We start from the raw sequence: 19276 nt of genomic DNA, 5'->3' as shown, positions 1-19276 counted from the left end.
TATGGTTGCAACCGTCCATATGCGCTAGTTTTAGTCATGCGTTATGTCATCGTCATCACGACCGTCACCTTTTTCCTGATCTGGGACGGCATTTACAACCAGGGCCGCTACCTCGACAGGACGGTCAGGGAGGTGACCCGCATCGTGCACTATGTAACGAGCATGGTGTAGTTTCTCTTCGCAGCTATGGTTCGCAGACGCGACAAACCTGCCGATTGACGGCACGCTGCCGCTGACACAAAAGAACGCCGGTCCAACGGTCGAGGAGGCTGGGTTGATCCGGCATATCGTTTTCTTCAGCGCACGGCATAAAGCGGATGTCGAGGCAGTGCGCACGGGCCTCCTGGCGCTTGGCAAGATACCTCATTCGCGTCATTTCGAGGTAACGCTCAACACCAAGGTCGACCCGCTCTCGGATGAGATCGATGTGGTCGTCTACGCCGAGTTCGAGGACGAAGCGGCGCTCGCCGCCTACAAGGCGCATCCGCTCTATGCAGAGACGACCAGCCGGGTCAAACCGCTACGCGAATTGCGTTATTCGGCCGACATCGTTGCAAGTTGACCGCCCCCAAGGCAGATTTGACGTCGCGGAGGGGCTCCGCGCCGTAGCCCGCTTCACTCCGTCTGAGCTGCGGAGGTTTCGGTCGGATCGACGCCCGGCCGCTTTGGCGCGTTCCAGATCAGCACTGCGATAACTGCTATCGCAATAACGGCTAGGGCGATGAAAAGGTCTCTTCCCATGGCAATGAGCTAGGATGATTTTTGCGGGCGGCAAGTCGGCTCCTCGCGGCCGAGGCCTGCGATCGCCGCTGAGGCACCGGCCAAGCCCTTGAACCATTTTCAGGAATGAGGCACATCGCGCGAGACATGACCGAGAACACCTCCGCAAGCCCTCATCCGCTCGATCACCTGGTGTTGCCGACCGCGAGCCTCGATGTTGCGCGGGCGCGCTTGACCTTGCTCGGCTTTACCGTTGCGCCGACAGGTATCCACCCTTTCGGAACCGAAAACTGCTGTGTCTTCCTCACCGACGGCACCTATCTCGAGCCGCTCGCGGTCGCTGACCGGCAGGCCGCGGCAACGGCGATCGCGAACCGCAATGTCTTTGTCGTGCGTGATCGCACGTATCGCGAAGAAAACGGCGATGAAGGATTTTCTGCCGTGGCGCTGGGCACCGAAAGCGCCGCCGCGGACCACGCGCGCTACATGGAAGCCGGTCTGTCGGCGGGAGACGCGCTAAGCTTTTCGCGCGCCTTCACCGATGCGACGGGAAAGAGCGACACCGCATCGTTCAAACTGGCCTTTGCGGCTACAGGCAAGGCAACGGACGCTTTTCTCTTCGCCTGCGAGCGGATCAATGCGCCGAACGTCGACCGCACTGCGTTGCAGGCCCACGCTAATGGCGCAACCGGCATTGTCGAAGTCGTGACAGTCAGCCGAGCACCTTCCGAACAACGCCATGTGATTTCGATCGCAGCCGGGATGGAGGCGCAGAGCGGCACTGTCTATGAGCTGCCGAATGCCGTCGTGACCGTTCTGGATCCTGCAGCCTATTCGGCACGCTTCGGCATTCCTGCCGGCGCGCCGTCTGAACTCCGCTTTGCTGGGATCGTCTTTTCGGTTAGGCACGGCGACACCGTCGCAAAGCTGCTTGCAGCCAATTCCGTCGAACACGACATGCGCGGCGGTGATACCATCGTGCCGCCGGCGCCAGGGCAGGGCGCAGCCTTCATTTTCCGGGAGATCGCATGAACAAGCTCAATCCACTGATGCCGAACTCTTCCGTTGCGGTCGGCAAAGTCATTTTCGGCAACAGCGCGCCCCTGTCGCTGATCGCCGGTCCATGCCAGCTGGAATCGCGGCAGCACGCTTTCGACATGGCTGGTGCGCTAAAGGAATTGACTGAAAGGCTCGGCATCGGACTCGTCTACAAGACCAGCTACGACAAGGCCAATCGCACATCGCTTGGCGGCACGCGCGGTGCGGGACTTGAAGCGGCAATGCCGATCTTCGACGACTTGCGCGAGAATTTTTCGCTGCCGATCCTGACCGACGTCCACACTGAGGAACAATGCGCGATCGTCGCGCTTCATGCCGATATCCTGCAGATTCCTGCCTTCCTCAGCCGCCAGACCGATTTGCTGATTGCTGCGGCAAAAACCGGCAAGGTGGTCAATGTGAAGAAGGGGCAATTCCTCGCGCCGTGGGACATGAAGAACGTCGTCGCCAAAATCATCGGCTCCGGCAACGCCAATGTCTTGGTCACCGAGCGCGGCGCATCCTTTGGTTACAACACCCTGGTGTCCGACATGCGGGCGCTGCCGATCATGGCCGAGATCGGCGCGCCGGTGATTTTCGATGCCACCCATTCCGTGCAGCAGCCGGGTGGGCAGGGCGGTTCGTCTGGAGGCGACCGGCGCTTTGTCGAGACGCTGGCGCGCGCGGCCGTCGCGGTTGGCGTCGCCGGCGTCTTCATCGAGACGCACCAGGACCCCGACAACGCGCCTTCCGACGGTCCCAACATGGTGCCGCTAAAGGATCTTCCCGCATTGCTTGAACGGCTGATGGCGTTCGATCGCATTGCCAAAAGCGTGAGTTGAACCAGCAGTTGCGCCACAGCAGCGCCGCCAAGAAAACTTTGAAGAATTTCGAACCCGCCTGGAACCTTAGCCCGCGGCCCTCATTGTCAAAATCTAATGTCAACGACGACGAGGAGCACACCATGACGACCCAGACGGGACACACCGAAGCCATCGCCGCTTCGCGGGTTATCGGCACATCGGTCTACAATACGGAAGGCACTCATATCGGCGACATCGAGGACGTCATGCTCGACAAACTGTCGAACGGAATCATGTTTGCCGTGATCGGTTTTGGCGGATTTCTCGGCATCGGCGAGAAATACCACGCCATTCCGTGGGCGAGCCTTGACTATGATGAGAACAAGGGCGGCTATGTGGTGCCGTTCACCAAAGACCAGCTGATGGCCGCTCCTTCCTATTCGATCAACGAGCTGACCGGCGCCGACGGCGAGGCCGCGCGTGACGCCTCATACAACTACTACAAGGTCGAGCCTTACTGGCACTGACTAAGTCTCCTGGAATCAAAAAGGCCCCCGGGAAATCGGGGGCCTTTCGATGTGGCGGGATGCTACTGCGCAATCTGCAGGGCCTGCAAAGGCGACGATCCCTGCGGGGGTTGCTGATTGTCGCACGACGTCAGGAACGCAGCCGCGATCAGGAACAAACTCACAATACCGCTCAACTGGGACATGGCGAAACTCCTCCTGTTTCGCCCCGCGCGACAACAGCCATAAACCAGAAATCGGCATGCCGCGTATGACAAATGATGACAGCGCTTCGTGCTTCGTGAATCCGTAGCGCACGGGCAATATTTGCAAGTGCCCCGATTGCGTTTTGCGGCGCTTTGGCTAAGAGGTGCGCGACGCTTCAATCGATCAATCGGGGACATCGCAATGACGGCCATCATCGACATTGTCGGGCGTGAAATCCTGGACAGCCGCGGAAATCCGACCGTCGAGGTCGACGTCGTGCTCGAAGACGGCTCGATGGGTCGCGCCGCGGTGCCGTCCGGCGCCTCGACCGGCGCGCATGAGGCGGTCGAACTGCGCGATGGCGGCCCCCGCTATCTCGGCAAGGGCGTGCTCACGGCGGTCGAGGCGGTGAACGGCGAGCTGTTCGAGGCGATCGGCGGCATGGAGGCAGAGAATCAGATCCATATCGACCAGACCATGATCGAGCTCGATGGTACGCCCAACAAGAGCCGGCTCGGCGCCAATGCCATCCTCGGCGTGTCGCTGGCTGTGGCCAAGGCAGCGGCCGAAGCGGCCGCCCTGCCGCTCTATCGTTATATCGGCGGCACCAAGGCCCATGTGCTGCCGGTGCCTATGATGAACATCATCAATGGCGGCGCGCATGCCGACAACCCGATCGATTTCCAGGAATTCATGATCCTGCCGATCGGCGCGCCGACGCTGCGCGACGGCGTGCGCTGGGGCTCGGAGATCTTTCATACGCTGCGAAAGAAGCTGAAGGACGCCGGCCATAACACCAATGTCGGCGACGAGGGCGGCTTTGCCCCCAACCTGAAGAGCGCGCCGGCCGCGCTCGACTTCATCATGGAATCGATCGAGCAGGCTGGCTTCAAGCCCGGCGAGGAGGTTGCGCTAGGCCTCGACTGCGCGGCGACCGAATTCTTCAAGGATGGCAACTACGTCTATGAAGGCGAGAGGAAAACCCGCGACCCGAAGGCGCAGGCCAAATATCTAGCCAAACTCGCTGCAGACTACCCGATCATCACCATTGAGGACGGCCTGGCCGAGGATGATTGGGACGGTTGGAAAATACTGACTGATCTCATCGGCAAGCAAACGCAGCTGGTTGGCGACGATCTGTTCGTCACCAACACGGCGCGGCTGCGCGACGGCATCCGCATGGGTGTCGCCAATTCGATCCTAGTCAAGGTCAACCAGATCGGCTCGCTTACCGAAACGCTCGACGCCGTCGAGACCGCGCACAAGGCCGGCTATACCGCGGTGATGTCGCACCGCTCGGGCGAGACCGAGGATTCGACCATCGCCGACCTCGCCGTTGCCACCAATTGCGGGCAGATCAAGACGGGCTCGCTGTCGCGCTCGGATCGCATGGCCAAGTACAACCAGCTCATCCGCATTGAGGAGGAGCTCGGCAAGCAGGCGCGATATGCCGGCAAGTCGATCGTGAAAATCTGATTTCGAGAGAAAAACCGTGGCGACGAGGGCGGGGACATTCCCGCCCTTTTTTGCTTCCAGGCTCTGAATCCAACAGGCTGTAACCGTCCATTAAGCACAATCGGGCGACAAAGGCGGCGTAGAGGATTCGGACCATGTGGACACGCCAGCACAAGCAAAGAAACACCGGCCGGCTGATCATCCCCTCGCTCTGCGTGGTGTTCCTGACTTATTTCGGTTTCCATGCCTATCATGGCGAGTTCGGCATCTATTCCAAGTATCAGCTCGAAGCTGAGACTGCCGAATTGCAGGGCAGGCTCGATGCCGTCAGGGCGCGCCGGATCGATCTCGAGCGCCGCGTTCAGCTGATGCATGAGGGCACGCTGGAGAAGGACATGCTGGACGAGCAGGCGCGCAAGGCGCTTAATCTGTCCCACGCCGACGAGATCACCATCATGCTGCCGGTCGCAAGATAACCTGATCTCAGTTAATCAGCGATATTTGCAATGATTTTAACTGCTTAGATGCATGACAGCCATGCGTTTTCGGCATGGCGAAAGCCTTCCCTGCATGTTAGCCTGTCTCAAATCGGTGGGAGAACTGATCTCCCTCGCTGTCCGCCAAGAGACGCCAACAGGGAGTGATGCATGGCCACCGCCACCAGAAAAGCGCCTGCCAAATCCAAATCAGACGGCAAGATGCCGGGCCTTTCCACCCCGAAGCCTGTTGAATTCACCAAAGACCAGGAGCTTGCCGCCTACCGGCACATGCTGCTCATCCGCCGCTTCGAGGAAAAGGCCGGCCAGCTTTACGGCATGGGCTTCATCGGCGGTTTCTGCCACCTCTACATCGGCCAGGAAGCGGTCGTTACCGGCATGAAGATGGCGCTGATCGACGGCGACCAGATGATCACCGCCTATCGCGACCATGGTCATATGCTGGCCATGGAGTTGTCACCGCGCGGCGTCATGGCCGAACTGACCGGGCGCCGTAGCGGCCTGTCGAGAGGCAAGGGCGGCTCCATGCACATGTTCTCCAAGGAGAAGCATTTTTACGGCGGCCACGGCATCGTCGGCGCGCAAGTGTCGCTCGGCACCGGCATTGCCTTCGCCAACCGCTATCGCGGCAACAACAATGTGACGCTGACCTATTTCGGCGATGGCGCGGCGAACCAGGGCCAGGTCTACGAAAGCTTCAACATGGCCTCGCTGTGGAAGCTTCCGGTGATCTACATTATCGAGAACAACCGCTACGCCATGGGCACCTCGGTCTCGCGCTCGTCGGCCGAGACGGATTTCTCGCACCGCGGCGCGTCCTTCAAGATTCCAGGCATCCAGGTCGACGGCATGGATGTGCGCGCTGTAAAGGCAGCCGGCGACCTCGCCGCCGAATGGTGCCGCGCCGGCAACGGGCCGCTCATTCTCGAAATGCAGACCTATCGTTACCGCGGCCATTCGATGTCGGATCCGGCAAAATACCGCTCCAAGGAAGAAGTGCAGAAAATGCGCTCCGAACGTGACCCGATCGAGCAGGTCAAAGCGCGGCTGCTCGACAAGAAATGGGCAAGCGAGGACGAGCTCAAGGCCATCGACAAGGAAGTCCGCGACGTTGTCGCCGACGCCGCAGAATTTGCCCAGAACGACGCGGAGCCGGATCTGTCCGAGCTCTGGACCGACATCGTACTTTAACGAGAGGGCAAGGACATGCCGATCGAAATTCTCATGCCCGCCCTCTCGCCGACCATGGAAGAGGGTAACGTTTCCAAGTGGTTGAAGAAAGAGGGCGACAAGGTTGCGGCCGGTGACGCCATTGCCGAGATCGAGACCGACAAGGCAACGATGGAAGTCGAAGCCGTGGACGACGGCACGCTTGCCAAGATCGTGGTTCCTGCCGGCACCGAGGGTGTCAAGGTCAACACACTGATCGCTGTGCTGGCCGTCGATGGCGAAGACATCGACGAGGCAGGCGAAGGTATCGGCGAGGAGGCTATTGAGTCGCAAGCGGAAGCGCCCGCGGCGGCTCCGCCGCCCGCGGCTGCTCCGGCCAAGAACGAAGCGGCAGCACCTGTTGCCGCCTCGCCCAAGCTGGAAATTGCCGCCGATCCGGACATCCCGGCCGGCACCGAAATGGTCTCGACCACAGTGCGTGAAGCCTTGCGCGACGCAATGGCGGAGGAAATGCGCCGCGACGGCGACGTCTTCGTCATGGGCGAGGAAGTCGCCGAGTACCAGGGCGCCTACAAGATCACACAGGGCCTGTTGCAGGAATTCGGTCCGAGACGCGTGGTCGACACGCCGATCACCGAGCACGGCTTTGCCGGCGTTGGTGTTGGCGCGGCGATGGCCGGCCTGAAGCCGATCGTCGAATTCATGACCTTCAACTTCGCCATGCAGGCGATCGACCAGATCATCAATTCAGCCGCCAAGACGCTCTACATGTCCGGCGGCCAGATGGGCGCCCCGATCGTCTTTCGCGGTCCGAACGGCGCTGCTGCCCGCGTCGCCGCGCAGCATTCGCAGTGCTATGCCGCCTGGTACAGCCATATTCCTGGATTGAAGGTGGTGATGCCTTATACCGCCGCCGACGCCAAGGGTCTGCTCAAGGCGGCGATCCGCGATCCGAACCCGGTCATCTTCCTCGAAAACGAAATCCTTTACGGCCACTCCTTCGACGTGCCGAAGATGGACGATTTCGTGTTGCCGATCGGCAAGGCGCGCATTCACAAATCCGGCAAGGACGTGACCATCGTCTCGTTCGGCATCGGCATGACCTACGCGCTCAAGGCGGAGGCGGAGTTGCGCGGCATGGGCATCGATGCCGAGATCATCGACTTGCGCACCATCCGCCCGCTCGACTTCGACACGATCATCGCCTCGGTCAAAAAGACCAATCGCCTCGTGGTGGTCGAGGAAGGCTTTCCGCAGAACTCGGTCGGCGACCATATCGCCAATCAGGTCTCGCAGCGCGCCTTCGATTTCCTCGATGCACCGGTCATTACAATTGCCGGCAAGGACGTGCCGATGCCCTATGCGGCGAACCTCGAAAAGCTGGCGCTGCCCAATGTCGGCGAGGTCGTCGAGGCGGTCAAAGCCGTCACGTATCGCTGAGCAGGGCGGGAGGACAAAATGCCGATCAACATCACCATGCCGGCGCTGTCGCCCACAATGGAAGAGGGCAATCTTTCCAAGTGGCTGGTCAAGGAAGGCGATAAAGTTTCGCCCGGCGACGTGATTGCCGAGATCGAGACCGACAAGGCGACGATGGAAGTCGAAGCCGTCGACGAGGGCACGGTCGCCAAGCTGGTGGTTCCGGCCGGCACAGAAGGCGTCAAGGTCAATGCGCTGATCGCGGTGCTGGCTGCCGAGGGCGAGGATGCTGCTTCTGCCGCCAAAAGCGGTGATGGCGCTGCGCCGGCCAAGGCTGAGGCTCCGAAAGCGGAAGCCCCCAAAGCTGAAACATCAAAGCCCGAAGCGTCGAAGCAGGAGCCTGCCGCACCTGCGCCTAAGGCGGAAGCGGTGCCGGTCGCCAACGGCCACGCAAGCGGTGAGCGCATCTTCGCCTCGCCGCTGGCCCGGCGCATTGCCAGGGAAGCCGGCGTCGATGTCGCGGCGCTGACAGGCTCCGGCCCCCGCGGCCGCGTAGTAAAGGCCGATGTCGATGCCGCAATTTCCAGTGGCGGCGCCAAGGCGGCACCAGCAGCAAAAGCGGCGCCCGCCGGCGCTCCGGCACCTGCGGCCGCAGCACCCAAGGCGATGTCGGACGAGCAGGTGCTCAAACTGTTTGCCGAAGGCTCCTACGAGCTGATCCCGCACGACAATATGCGCAAGACCATTGCGAGGCGGCTGGTCGAAGCCAAGACCACCATCCCGCATTTCTATCTGACGCTCGACTGCGAGCTCGACGCACTTCTGGCCCTGCGCACGCAGATCAATGCGGCCGCGCCGGTGAAGAAGACCGAGAAGGGCGAAACGCCGGCCTACAAGCTGTCGGTCAACGACATGGTCATCAAGGCTCTTGCCATGGCGCTGATGGCGGTTCCGGATGCCAATGCGTCATGGACAGAAAACGCCATGATCAAGCACAAGCACGCCGATGTCGGCGTTGCCGTATCGATCCCCGGCGGCCTGATCACCCCGATCATCCGGCGTGCTGACGAAAAGACGATGTCCGTCATCTCCAACGAGATGAAGGATCTTGCCGGCCGCGCCCGCAGCCGCAAGCTGAAGCCGGAAGAATATCAGGGTGGCACCACGGCGGTGTCCAATCTCGGCATGTTCGGCATCAAGGATTTTTCTGCCGTCATCAACCCGCCGCATGCGACGATCCTGGCGGTCGGCGCCGGCGAGCAACGCGCGGTGGTCAAGAACGGCGAGATCAAGATCGCCACGATCATGTCGGTGACGTTGTCGACCGATCACCGCGCCGTCGACGGTGCGCTCGGCGCCGAGCTGCTCGTCGCCTTCAAACGCATGGTCGAAAACCCGATGGGCATGCTGGTTTAAGAGAAGGGAACAGGGCGGTGCGGAAATTCTTCACCAGCCTTTTTGCCTTCTTTCTTTCCGGTTTGGCGGGCGGATTGGTGGCGCAGTGGCTCGCCGTCGCCACCAAGGCCGACGTGGAGTACATCCTTGTACTCATGATCTCGGCTCTCGTCACCATCTTCGCGACGCTCGCATTCTTCATCGCACAATTCATGTCGGACCCACGACGGGCAACAAAACTGACCGCGATCATAGGGGTAGCGTTTTTTGTGCTCGTTGGAGTTGCCCTGATCGGCTGGACTTTCTCCCAGCCCCCAGGCAAGAGCCAGTGGTCGGGCGATCTTCCCATAGTCGCCGGTCTCGTTCTGCCGGGCATCGCTACAGTGCTGGTCCAGTGGCTTTTCGTGCGCTGGCGATTGGCGCGCTCGCAACCAGGTTTCGGCGGGGCAGGCACATGAAGACGGTCCTCTGCTACGGCGATTCGCTGACCTGGGGCTATGACGCGGCAAACCTCGGCCGTCATCCGCCGGCGGATCGCTGGCCGAGCGTGCTGCAGGCAGCATTGGGCAGCGGCGTCGAGGTCATCGCCGAAGGCCTGAATGGCCGAACCACCGCCTTCGACGATCACTTGGCCGGGGCGGACCGCAATGGCGCAAGGCTGTTGCCAACAATCCTGACGACGCACGCACCGATCGACTTGATCGTCATCATGCTCGGAGCCAACGATATGAAGCCGTGGATTCACGGTAATCCGGTCGCGGCCAAACAAGGCATGCAACGCCTGATCGACATCGTGTGCGGTCACGATTACCCGTTCGATTGGCCGGCGCCGCAGATCCTGATCGTCGCGCCGCCCGTAGTCAGCCGCACGGAAAACGCCGAGTTCAAGGAAATGTTCGCCGGCGGCGATGACGCGTCAAAGCGGCTGGCGCCGCAATATTCCGCCCTTGCCGACGAGGCCGGCTGCGGCTTCTTCGATGCCGGCACGGTGGCCAAAACCACGCCGCTCGACGGCGTCCACCTGGACGCGGAAAACACGCGGAACGTCGGGCAAGCGCTGGCGCCGCTCGTGCGCCTCATGTTGGAATTGTGAAGGAGAAAGCCGTGGCTGAGAACTACGACGTCATCATCATCGGCTCCGGCCCCGGCGGCTATGTCACTGCAGTGCGTTCGGCCCAGCTTGGCTTCAAGACGGCGATCGTCGAGCGCGAGCACTTGGGCGGCATCTGCCTCAACTGGGGCTGCATTCCGACCAAAGCGCTGCTGCGCTCCGCCGAGATCATGCACTATTCGGATCATCTGAAGGACTACGGCCTGAAGATCGATGGCAAGGTCGGCGTCGACACAGCCGCCGTCGTCGATCGCTCGCGAAAGGTCTCGCTGCGGCTCAACGGCGGCGTCGGCTTCCTGATGAAGAAGAACAAGGTCGACGTCATCTGGGGCGAAGCCAAGCTGACGAAACCCGGCGAGATCGTCGTGTCGAAATCGTCGAAGAAGCCGATGGAGCCGCAGCCGCCGGCGCCCAAGGGCGTCAAGGGCGAGGGCACCTATAGCGCCAAGCACATCATCCTGGCGACCGGCGCCAGGCCGCGCGCGCTGCCCGGCATCGAGCCTGACGGCAAGTTGATCTGGACCTATTTCGAGGCGATGGTGCCGAAAGAGATGCCGAAATCGCTGCTGGTGATGGGCTCGGGCGCCATCGGCATCGAGTTCGCCTCGTTCTACCGCACCATGGGCGCCGAGGTGACGGTGGTCGAACTGCTGCCGGCTGTGATGCCGGTCGAGGACGCCGAGGTCTCGAAATTCGCGCAGAAGCAGTTCGAGAAGCAGGGCATGAAGATCATCCTAGAAGCCAAGGTGACCAAGGTCGAGAAGGGCACTAACTCGGTCACCGCGCATGTCGAGATGAAGGACGGCAAGGTCGAGAAGATCACCGCCGATCGCATGATCTCGGCCGTCGGCGTACAAGGCAATATCGAGAACCTCGGCCTCGAGACGCTCGGCGTGAAGACGGACCGCGGTTGCGTCGTCGTCGACGGCTACGGCAAGACCAATGTGCCGGGCGTTTACGCCATCGGCGACGTTGCCGGACCGCCGATGCTCGCCCACAAGGCCGAGCATGAGGGCGTGGTCTGTGTGGAAAAGATCGCCAATTTCCCCGGCGTGCATGCCATCGACAAGCTGAAGATCCCGGGCTGCACCTATTGCAATCCGCAAGTCGCCTCGGTCGGACTGACGGAAGCCAAAGCGAAAGCCGACGGAAAGGACATCCGCGTCGGCCGCTTTCAGTTCGCGGCAAACGGCAAGGCGATTGCGCTCGGCGAGGACCAAGGCTTCGTCAAGACCATTTTCGACAAGAAGACCGGCCAGTTGCTGGGTGCCCATATGGTCGGCGCAGAAGTAACCGAACTGATCCAGGGCTTCGTCGTGGCGATGAATCTGGAGACCACCGAGGAAGAGCTGATGCACACGATCTTCCCGCACCCGACGCTGTCGGAGATGATGAAGGAGAGTGTACTCGACGCCTATGGCCGCGCACTGAATGCATGATAAATTAGTTGGGCGAGTCTCACACGGAAGACACAAAGGAACTCGACGGCAGAGCAATTCGTTTCGCAGGCATCATCCATCATACAAGGAGAGGGCATATGGAAATGAACGGCGTGGGCTGGGTTGCAGCCATCATCATCGGCGGCCTGGCGGGATGGCTCGCCGAAATGTTCATGAAGAGCAACACCGGCATCCTCATGAACATCGTTCTCGGCATTGTCGGCGCAATCGTGTTGAACGCCATCCTGCAGGCCCTGAACATCGGCATCTTCGGCGTCGGCTGGATCGCCTATCTGATCACCGGCTTCATCGGTGCCTGCATTCTGATTGCGGTCGGACGACTGGTGCGCCGCTAACCTCTGTCGGCACTTGCTATGCGAAAAAGGCCACCGCGGCATGCGTGATCGCGGCCTTTTTCTTTTCGCCGAAAAGTCCTAGATGACGTGGGTAGAGCGAGCGCTGGACAAGCGCTTGCCAATGAGCCGGGTTTCACATGGTCACCGTCCTCGACACGATTGCCAATGCGCCGCGCCTGCGGCATCCCGAAAAGGCGCACAAGCCGGATCAGGACGTACTGCGCAAGCCTGACTGGATCCGCGTCAAGGCGCCGATGTCGAAAGGCTATGCCGAGACGCGCGAAATCGTGAAGTCTCACAAACTGGTGACGGTTTGCGAAGAGGCGGGCTGCCCCAATATCGGCGAGTGCTGGGAGAAGAAGCACGCCACCTTCATGATCATGGGCGAGATCTGCACGCGGGCCTGCGCCTTTTGCAATGTCGCCACCGGCATCCCGACCGCACTCGATCCCGACGAGCCGGCGCGTGTCGCGCATGCGGTCAAGCAAATGGGCTTGAGCCATGTCGTCATCACTTCCGTCGATCGCGACGATCTCGCCGACGGCGGGGCCCAGCATTTTGCCGATGTCATCCGTGCGATCAGGGCAGCGACCCCATCGACTACGATCGAAATCCTGACGCCCGACTTCCTGCGCAAGGACGGTGCGCTGGAGATCGTCGTGGCGGCCAAGCCGGACGTTTTCAACCATAATCTCGAGACCGTTCCGTCGAACTATCTGACTGTTCGGCCGGGTGCGCGCTATTTCCACTCGATCAGGCTCTTGCAGCGGGTCAAGGAACTCGACCCCTCGATCTTCACCAAGTCCGGCATCATGGTCGGCCTTGGCGAGGAGCGGAACGAAATCCTGCAGCTGATGGACGATTTGCGTTCGGCCAATGTCGACTTCATGACCATCGGCCAATATCTGCAGCCGTCGAAGAAGCACCATCCGGTGATCCGCTTCGTCACGCCGGAGGAATTCAAGTCCTTTGAGACGATCGGCAGGACCAAGGGCTTCCTGCTGGTGGCGTCGAGCCCGCTGACGCGCTCGTCGCACCATGCCGGGGACGACTTTGCCAGGTTGCGCGCGGCGCGCGAAGCGTTTCTCAAAAAGTCCGCCTAACCCACTGGTTTCATGCCACAATTCGAAGCCCATAGCCGCGTTGCGCATACGCCGGAACAGATGTTCGCTCTGGTTGCCGATATCGAATCCTATCCGCAATTCCTGCCGCTTTGCGAGGCACTTACGGTTCGCTCGCGCAAGGAACGCAACGGACGCACCTTGCTCATCGCCGACATGAGCATCGGCTACAAGGCGATCCGCGAGACTTTCACCACGCAGGTGCTGCTGAAGCCTGACGAGAACGCCATCGACGTCAAATATATCGACGGCCCGTTCAAATATCTCAGCAATGTCTGGCGCTTCGACCCGGCGGACGGCGGCGGTTGCAACGTCTGTTTCTTTATCGACTACGAGTTCAAGAGCCGCATTCTGGGTGCGCTCATGGGAACCATGTTCGACCGCGCCTTCCGCATGTTCTCCGAGGCGTTCGAGAAACGTGCCGAAATCATCTACGGCGCGCCATCGGCAGCCTGATCCGCGGCGAGCGCGCGTAGACCCAGTTCAAGCGCATGTCGGACCGTCTCCCGGCGGATGAAATCACGGCCCTTGTCGGCGAACAGCTGGCATTCGCTGACTGCCGGCCGGCCAGCCACGGCAACGCCGAACCAGACCAGGCCGACAGGTTTTTCCGCAGAGCCGCCGTCCGGACCGGCGATGCCAGTCACCGCCAGGGCGAGCCCGGCCGGCGAATGCGCCAAGGCTCCGGCCGCCATCTCCACCGCAGTCTCGCGCGAGACCGCGCCGTGCGCCTCGAGTGTAGCGGCCGAGACGCCGAGCATCTCGGTCTTGGCCTGGTTGGAATAGGTGATGAAGCCGCGATCGACCACCGCGGAAGAGCCGGCGATGTCGGTCAGCGCGGCGATGATCATGCCGCCGGTGCAGCTCTCCGCCGTCGCCAGCATGATGCCGCGCTGCTGGCAGGCCTGAAGCAGGGCATCTGCGAGATCGCTATTGCTCACTCGGGGACATCCCCTGGAAACACAACGCTGGCGGTCGCGATGGCCGCTATGCCTTCCTCACGGCCGACGAAGCCGAGCTTCTCATTGGTTGTCGCCTTGATCGAGATGCGATCGCGCGAAATTCGCAGCATTGCCGAAAGCGCTTCGGTCATTGCCTCGCGATGTGGGCCGACGCGCGGCGCCTCGCAGATCAGGGTGATGTCGGCGTTGGCGATGCGCCCGCCGCGCGCGCGCACCAGCTTCACCGCGTGTTCAACGAAGATGCGTGAAGCGGCCCCTTTCCACTGCGGGTCGGAGGGCGGGAAATGCGTGCCGATGTCACCGGCGCCGCAGGTGGCCAGCAGGGCGTCGGTCAAGGCATGGAGACCGACATCGGCATCCGAATGGCCGGATAACTTCCTGTCGTGTGGAATGGCGACGCCGCACAGGGTGACATGGTCGCCGGGCTCGAAGGCATGCACGTCATAGCCATTGCCGGTTCGGATGTCGGGAAAACGTGGGGCGCTGGAAAGTCGCTGATCCGCCATTGCAATATCCCGTGCCCAGGTCAGTTTGACATTGTCCGGCGAGCCGGGAACGATCTTCACCGGAATATGCGCCCATTCGGCGATTGCCGCGTCGTCGGTGAAATCCGCTTTGCCCAGATGATGAGCCTTTTCGTGCGCAGCCAGGATCGGCCAGAACGGAAAGCCTTGCGGTGTCTGTGCGGCATGAAGCCCGGCCCTGGACACGGTTTCGCCTATCATGCCTTCGGCCGTTTCGCGCTTCAGCGTATCGGCAACGGGCAAGGCAGGCAGTGCTCCCTGGCGCTCGCCAATGGCGGCGATCGTGCGGTCTATCAGTTCCGCGTCGACAAACGGCCGAGCAGCATCATGGATCAGCACCCGGCTCGGCGCATGGCTTCTCAACGCCAGCAGTCCAAGCCGGACGGACTCCTGCCGTGACGTACCGCCGATCACCGCGACGACACGGTCGGCGTTCGCGCCGGCGGCGCGGCGGAAAAGCGCGTCGTCTTCGGCATGTATAGCAACGACGACAGCTCCAATTTTCGGATGCGTCAGAAAGGCGTCGAGCGTGCGTGCGATAACGGCGCCGCCGCCAATCTGCTGGTACTGCTTCGGTCCATTGGCCTGTCCGGCGCGCGCGCCGCGGCCGGCGGCAACGATGACCACCGCGACCTTGTCGTCCGCAGCTTGCTTTTCGCTTACATCTCTCATGCCGAGACGCTTAGCGCATGATCCCGAAAAGTGGTATCGCTTTCGGAAGACCCAGGATTGATGCTGTCCGGCGATCCTTTTTTTCCCAAATGCGCCTTAATGTCACGACATTGCGCGTTGCACATTGCCGTCGTTCTGGCTAGAGAATGTGCAGCAACCCAAGGTGCTTGGTTTTTGTGCATGCCTGATCTGACCAAATTGGCTTCGCCGCTGGATGTGGGTGGCGTGAGAATCCGCAACCGCGTGTTTCTCGCGCCGATGTCGGGCATCACCGACGAGCCGTTCCGGCAGCGCGCCTATGTCCATGGCGCCGGGCTGGTCGTGTCGGAAATGGTGGCGAGCGGTGAGCTTGCAAAGGGCAGGGCTGGCTCGGGCCTGCGCATCCGTCATTCCGGGCTGCCTGTCCACATGGTCCAGCTTGCCGGCCGCGAGGCGATGCACATGGCCGAGGGCGCGCGAATCGCGGTCGGCGAAGGCGCCGACATCGTCGACATCAACATGGGCTGTCCGGCCAAAAAGGTGACGGGCGGCTATGCCGGTTCGGCACTGATGCGAGACCTCGACCACGCGCTGTCGCTGATCGAAGCGGTAGTCGGCGCGGTCGACGTGCCGGTCACGGTCAAAATGCGGCTCGGCTGGGACGAAGGCGCGCTCAACGCGCCGATGCTGGCGCGACGCGCCGAGCAGGCCGGGGTGATGATGGTGACGGTGCACGGCCGCACACGGTGCCAGTTCTATCAGGGCACGGCCGACTGGCGTGCCATCGCACGCGTCAAGCAGGCCGTCTCGATCCCGGTCGTTGCCAATGGCGATGTCGGCTCGCCGGCAGAGGCTGCGTCGATCCTTGACCAGTCCGGCGCCGACGCGGTGATGGTCGGCCGTGCGCACTATGGCGCGCCGTGGACCGCCGGCAGCATTGTAGCGGCCGCGCTGGCCGAGCCGGTATCCGGCATGCCGGAAAGCCCGCAAGCGCTGTCCGATTACGTCATTGCCCATTACGAAGACATGCTGACGTTCTATGGCGTGGAAAGCGGATTGCGCCAGGCGCGCAAGCATCTCGGCTGGTATCTCGACCGCCACGCCGCCACAAGCGATGACCGGCGCAAGGCCATACTCACGTCTTTCGAGCCTGGGCGTGTCATTGCGTTGCTGCGCGACATGTTTTCAACCGCTCCCGAAGCGGCGAACCTGCGGAGTGCGGCATGAACGCCACCGTCACACAGAGCACGGATATGGCGGACGCCGCGCATATTGTGCTCAACACCATTCGCCGGCCGGTGATCATGGTCGATCCGCAAGGTTTCATCACCTTCGCCAATGCCGATGCCGAGGATTTTTTCCGGTCGAGCGCCACGATGCTCGCCCGCAACACGCTGCACAAGCTCATTCCTTTCGGCAGTCCGCTGCTGACGCTTGTCGACCAGGTGCGCGAGCGCCGGGCGCCGGTCAACGAATACCGGGTGGACGTGTCGTCGCCGCGGCTCGGCATCGAGAAGGTGGTCGATCTCTACGTCGCGCCTGTGACGGAATTTCCAGGCTCCGTCGTGGTAATGTTCCAGGAACGCTCAATGGCCGACAAGATCGACCGGCAGATGACGCATCGCGGTGCGGCGCGCTCGGTCACCGGCCTTGCCGCGATGCTTGCCCATGAGATCAAGAACCCGCTGTCCGGCATTCGTGGTGCCGCGCAGCTGCTTGAACTGTCGGCGTCCGACGAGGATCGCGCACTGACCAGGCTGATCACCGACGAGACCGACCGCATTGTCTCGCTGGTCGACCGCATGGAGGTGTTTTCGGACGAGCGGCCGATCGACCGCTACCCTGTCAACATCCATGTCGTGCTCGACCATGTCAAAGCAATCGCCAAGAACGGTTTTGCCAAGAGGATCAAGATATTAGAGGATTATGATCCATCATTGCCTCCGGTCTTTGCCAATCGCGACCAGCTCATCCAAGTATTCCTCAATCTGGTAAAAAATGCCGCCGAGGCGATCGGCAGCGATCCGCAGGGCGAGATCATGCTGTCGACCGCCTTCCGCCCGGGCATCCGTGTTTCCGTGCCCGGAACGCAGGACCGCGTGTCGCTGCCATTGGAATTCTGCGTGCGCGACAACGGTTCGGGTGTCTCCGAGGATATCCTGCCGATCCTGTTCGATCCCTTCATCACCACCAAGCCGAACGGCTCCGGTCTCGGTCTGGCGCTGGTCGCAAAGATCGTCGGCGAGCATGGCGGCATCATTGAATGCGAATCGACGCCGCGCGGGACCACCTTCCGCATCCTGATGCCGGCGTGGAAAGAAACTCAGTTTGGCACCGACGACGACGGTGAAGGAGACCGCAAATGACCGTTCGCGGCAATATTCTCGTCGCCGACGACGATGCGGCCATCCGCACTGTCCTCAACCAGGCGCTTTCGCGCGTCGGCCACGACGTGCGCGTCACCTCCAATGCCTCGACGCTGTGGCGCTGGGTGGCGGCGGGCGAGGGCGATCTGGTCATCACCGACGTTGTCATGCCCGACGAGAACGCCTTCGACATGCTGCCGCGCATCAAGAAGGCGCGACCGGAACTGCCGGTCATCGTCATGAGTGCGCAGAACACGTTCATGACTGCGATCCGGGCCTCCGAAACCGGAGCCTATGAATATCTGCCGAAACCGTTCGACCTGACGGAGCTGCTCAACATCGTCAACCGCGCGCTTTCCGAGCCGCGGCGGCCCAAGATCGATACGCGTGCCGACGAGCCGCCTGAAACGATGCCGCTGGTCGGCCGCTCGGCGGCCATGCAGGACATCTACCGCATGCTGGCGCGCATGATGCAGACCGACCTGACGGTGATGATCTCGGGCGAATCGGGTACCGGCAAGGAACTGGTGGCGCGCGCGCTGCATGAATATGGCCGTCGTCGTGGTGGCCCCTTCGTCGCCATCAACATGGCGGCGATCCCACGCGACCTGATCGAATCGGAACTATTCGGGCACGAGAAGGGCGCCTTTACCGGCGCACAGAACCGCTCCACTGGCCGTTTCGAGCAGGCCGAAGGCGGCACGCTGTTCCTCGACGAGATCGGCGACATGCCGATGGAAGCGCAGACGCGGCTGCTGCGTGTGCTGCAGCAGGGCGAATACACCACGGTCGGCGGCCGCACGCCGATCAAGACCGACGTGCGCATCGTCGCTGCCACCAACAAGGACCTGCGCACGCTGATCAATCAGGGGCTTTTCCGCGAGGACCTGTTCTACCGCTTGAACGTTGTGCCGCTCAGGCTGCCGGCGCTGCGCGAGCGATCGGAGGACATTCCGGACCTCGTCCGCCACTTCTTCAAGCTCGGCGCCAGTGAAGGCCTGCAGACCAAGCGCATTTCCACCGGCGGCATCGAGCTGATGAAGCGCTACCCATGGCCGGGCAACGTGCGCGAACTCGAAAACCTCATCCGCAGGCTGGCCGCACTGTATTCGCAGGACGAGATTTCCGCCGAGATCATCGAGGCGGAGTTGAAGACCGGTGAAAGGCCTGTCGTTCCAGGTGGCGGCAACCTCATTCCCGACGACCTTTCCATCGGCCAGGCGGTGGAGCATTTCCTGCAGCGCTATTTTGCCTCGTTTGCCGGCGACTTGCCGCCGGCCGGGCTCTATCAGCGAATCCTCTCCGAGGTCGAATACCCGCTGGTCCTCGCCTCGATGACCGCAACGCGCGGTAACCAGATCAAGGCTGCGGAATTGCTGGGGCTCAACCGCAACACGCTGCGCAAAAAGATTCGCGAACTCGGCGTCAACGTCTACAAATCGTCCAGGCAGGTCTAGACGAATCCCTTTACGAGCGCTTTCCAGGGGATCGATTGCCGAAAGATTTCCGTCTCGGCCACACTTGTTGCATAATCGC

General features: G+C 61.7%; 22 protein-coding genes. 19 read left to right on the top strand and 3 right to left on the bottom strand.

Annotated features, from left to right (window positions below; all coding sequences use genetic code 11):
• Window positions 1–36: 36 nt before the first annotated feature.
• The 5 genes from NKI97_RS06580 (at window position 37) to NKI97_RS06560 (ending at window position 3088) form a co-directional block, all read left to right on the top strand.
• The gene (locus NKI97_RS06580; RefSeq protein ID WP_292655342.1) at window positions 37–171 is read left to right on the top strand and encodes a hypothetical protein; all 135 of its coding nucleotides are present in this window, start codon (window positions 37–39) and stop codon (window positions 169–171) included.
• Window positions 172–274: 103 nt separating this feature from the next.
• Window positions 275–562: a Dabb family protein gene (locus tag NKI97_RS06575; RefSeq protein WP_254817185.1), complete on the top strand. Its 288-nt coding sequence runs from the start codon at window positions 275–277 to the stop codon at window positions 560–562.
• Window positions 563–867: 305 nt separating this feature from the next.
• On the top strand, window positions 868–1752 hold the full coding sequence (locus NKI97_RS06570; protein ID WP_352471832.1) for a VOC family protein: 885 nt from the start codon (window positions 868–870) through the stop codon (window positions 1750–1752).
• The gene (gene kdsA / locus NKI97_RS06565) at window positions 1749–2600 is read left to right on the top strand and encodes a 3-deoxy-8-phosphooctulonate synthase (protein WP_352833173.1); all 852 of its coding nucleotides are present in this window, start codon (window positions 1749–1751) and stop codon (window positions 2598–2600) included. The genes NKI97_RS06570 and kdsA overlap by 4 nt, the downstream gene beginning before the upstream one ends.
• A 122-nt stretch (window positions 2601–2722) precedes the next feature.
• A complete protein-coding gene (locus tag NKI97_RS06560; RefSeq protein WP_023675091.1) occupies window positions 2723–3088 on the top strand; it encodes a PRC-barrel domain-containing protein in 366 nt (121 codons plus the stop codon).
• A 62-nt stretch (window positions 3089–3150) separates the two neighbouring features.
• On the opposite strand, the gene NKI97_RS06555 is transcribed toward NKI97_RS06560, so the two are convergent.
• A complete protein-coding gene (locus NKI97_RS06555) occupies window positions 3151–3273 on the bottom strand; it encodes a hypothetical protein (protein ID WP_352833170.1) in 123 nt (40 codons plus the stop codon).
• Between the two features lie 202 nt (window positions 3274–3475).
• Here NKI97_RS06555 and eno point away from each other — a divergent pair, with 202 nt between their 5' ends.
• The 11 genes from eno (at window position 3476) to NKI97_RS06500 (ending at window position 13693) form a co-directional block, all read left to right on the top strand.
• Window positions 3476–4750 carry a phosphopyruvate hydratase gene (gene eno / locus NKI97_RS06550; protein ID WP_352833167.1) on the top strand — a complete coding sequence of 425 codons (1275 nt, stop codon included), beginning with the start codon at window positions 3476–3478 and terminating at the stop codon, window positions 4748–4750.
• A gap of 134 nt (window positions 4751–4884) precedes the next feature.
• A complete protein-coding gene (locus NKI97_RS06545; RefSeq protein ID WP_023675088.1) occupies window positions 4885–5205 on the top strand; it encodes an FtsB family cell division protein in 321 nt (106 codons plus the stop codon).
• Between the two features lie 222 nt (window positions 5206–5427).
• Window positions 5428–6417: a pyruvate dehydrogenase (acetyl-transferring) E1 component subunit alpha gene (gene pdhA / locus NKI97_RS06540; RefSeq protein ID WP_352448968.1), complete on the top strand. Its 990-nt coding sequence runs from the start codon at window positions 5428–5430 to the stop codon at window positions 6415–6417.
• Between the two features lie 15 nt (window positions 6418–6432).
• A complete protein-coding gene (locus NKI97_RS06535; protein WP_352448944.1) occupies window positions 6433–7836 on the top strand; it encodes a pyruvate dehydrogenase complex E1 component subunit beta in 1404 nt (467 codons plus the stop codon).
• Between the two features lie 18 nt (window positions 7837–7854).
• Window positions 7855–9231 (top strand): pyruvate dehydrogenase complex dihydrolipoamide acetyltransferase, encoded by a 1377-nt coding sequence (locus NKI97_RS06530; RefSeq protein WP_352448943.1) that lies wholly within the window; start codon window positions 7855–7857, stop codon window positions 9229–9231.
• A 17-nt stretch (window positions 9232–9248) separates the two neighbouring features.
• Entirely contained in the window at window positions 9249–9668 is a 420-nt protein-coding gene (locus NKI97_RS06525; RefSeq protein ID WP_352833164.1) for a hypothetical protein, read from the top strand.
• Complete coding sequence (locus tag NKI97_RS06520; protein ID WP_352750109.1) at window positions 9665–10303, top strand: SGNH/GDSL hydrolase family protein; 639 nt, start codon at window positions 9665–9667, stop codon at window positions 10301–10303. The genes NKI97_RS06525 and NKI97_RS06520 overlap by 4 nt, the downstream gene beginning before the upstream one ends.
• 11 nt (window positions 10304–10314) lie before the next feature.
• Window positions 10315–11760: a dihydrolipoyl dehydrogenase gene (gene lpdA, locus NKI97_RS06515; RefSeq protein ID WP_352507415.1), complete on the top strand. Its 1446-nt coding sequence runs from the start codon at window positions 10315–10317 to the stop codon at window positions 11758–11760.
• A gap of 98 nt (window positions 11761–11858) precedes the next feature.
• Complete coding sequence (locus NKI97_RS06510; protein ID WP_352448939.1) at window positions 11859–12116, top strand: GlsB/YeaQ/YmgE family stress response membrane protein; 258 nt, start codon at window positions 11859–11861, stop codon at window positions 12114–12116.
• 137 nt (window positions 12117–12253) lie between these two features.
• Window positions 12254–13219: a lipoyl synthase gene (gene lipA / locus NKI97_RS06505; protein ID WP_352448938.1), complete on the top strand. Its 966-nt coding sequence runs from the start codon at window positions 12254–12256 to the stop codon at window positions 13217–13219.
• Window positions 13220–13231: 12 nt separating this feature from the next.
• A complete protein-coding gene (locus tag NKI97_RS06500) occupies window positions 13232–13693 on the top strand; it encodes a type II toxin-antitoxin system RatA family toxin (protein WP_023675079.1) in 462 nt (153 codons plus the stop codon).
• Here NKI97_RS06500 and NKI97_RS06495 read toward each other — a convergent pair.
• Window positions 13669–14178 carry a CinA family protein gene (locus NKI97_RS06495; RefSeq protein WP_352448937.1) on the bottom strand — a complete coding sequence of 170 codons (510 nt, stop codon included), beginning with the start codon at window positions 14176–14178 and terminating at the stop codon, window positions 13669–13671. The genes NKI97_RS06500 and NKI97_RS06495 overlap by 25 nt on opposite strands.
• Window positions 14175–15395: a bifunctional 2-C-methyl-D-erythritol 4-phosphate cytidylyltransferase/2-C-methyl-D-erythritol 2,4-cyclodiphosphate synthase gene (locus tag NKI97_RS06490; RefSeq protein ID WP_352750108.1), complete on the bottom strand. Its 1221-nt coding sequence runs from the start codon at window positions 15393–15395 to the stop codon at window positions 14175–14177. Before NKI97_RS06490 ends, NKI97_RS06495 begins: the two co-directional genes overlap by 4 nt.
• A 180-nt stretch (window positions 15396–15575) precedes the next feature.
• Between NKI97_RS06490 and dusB the strand changes: the two genes are divergently transcribed.
• The 3 genes from dusB to ntrC are packed head-to-tail and all read left to right on the top strand — an operon-like array spanning window position 15576 to window position 19197.
• Entirely contained in the window at window positions 15576–16601 is a 1026-nt protein-coding gene (dusB, locus tag NKI97_RS06485; protein WP_352833159.1) for a tRNA dihydrouridine synthase DusB, read from the top strand.
• Complete coding sequence (locus NKI97_RS06480) at window positions 16598–17740, top strand: two-component system sensor histidine kinase NtrB (protein ID WP_023675075.1); 1143 nt, start codon at window positions 16598–16600, stop codon at window positions 17738–17740. Before dusB ends, NKI97_RS06480 begins: the two co-directional genes overlap by 4 nt.
• Window positions 17737–19197 carry a nitrogen regulation protein NR(I) gene (gene ntrC, locus NKI97_RS06475; protein ID WP_023675074.1) on the top strand — a complete coding sequence of 487 codons (1461 nt, stop codon included), beginning with the start codon at window positions 17737–17739 and terminating at the stop codon, window positions 19195–19197. The genes NKI97_RS06480 and ntrC overlap by 4 nt, the downstream gene beginning before the upstream one ends.
• Window positions 19198–19276 lie beyond the last annotated feature (79 nt).

The sequence above is a fragment of the Mesorhizobium sp. M0296 genome (genome assembly GCF_040321675.1).
Taxonomy (GTDB): domain Bacteria; phylum Pseudomonadota; class Alphaproteobacteria; order Rhizobiales; family Rhizobiaceae; genus Mesorhizobium.
Note: the sequence above shows the minus strand (reverse complement) of the source record. Positions and strands in the feature narration are given on the sequence as shown.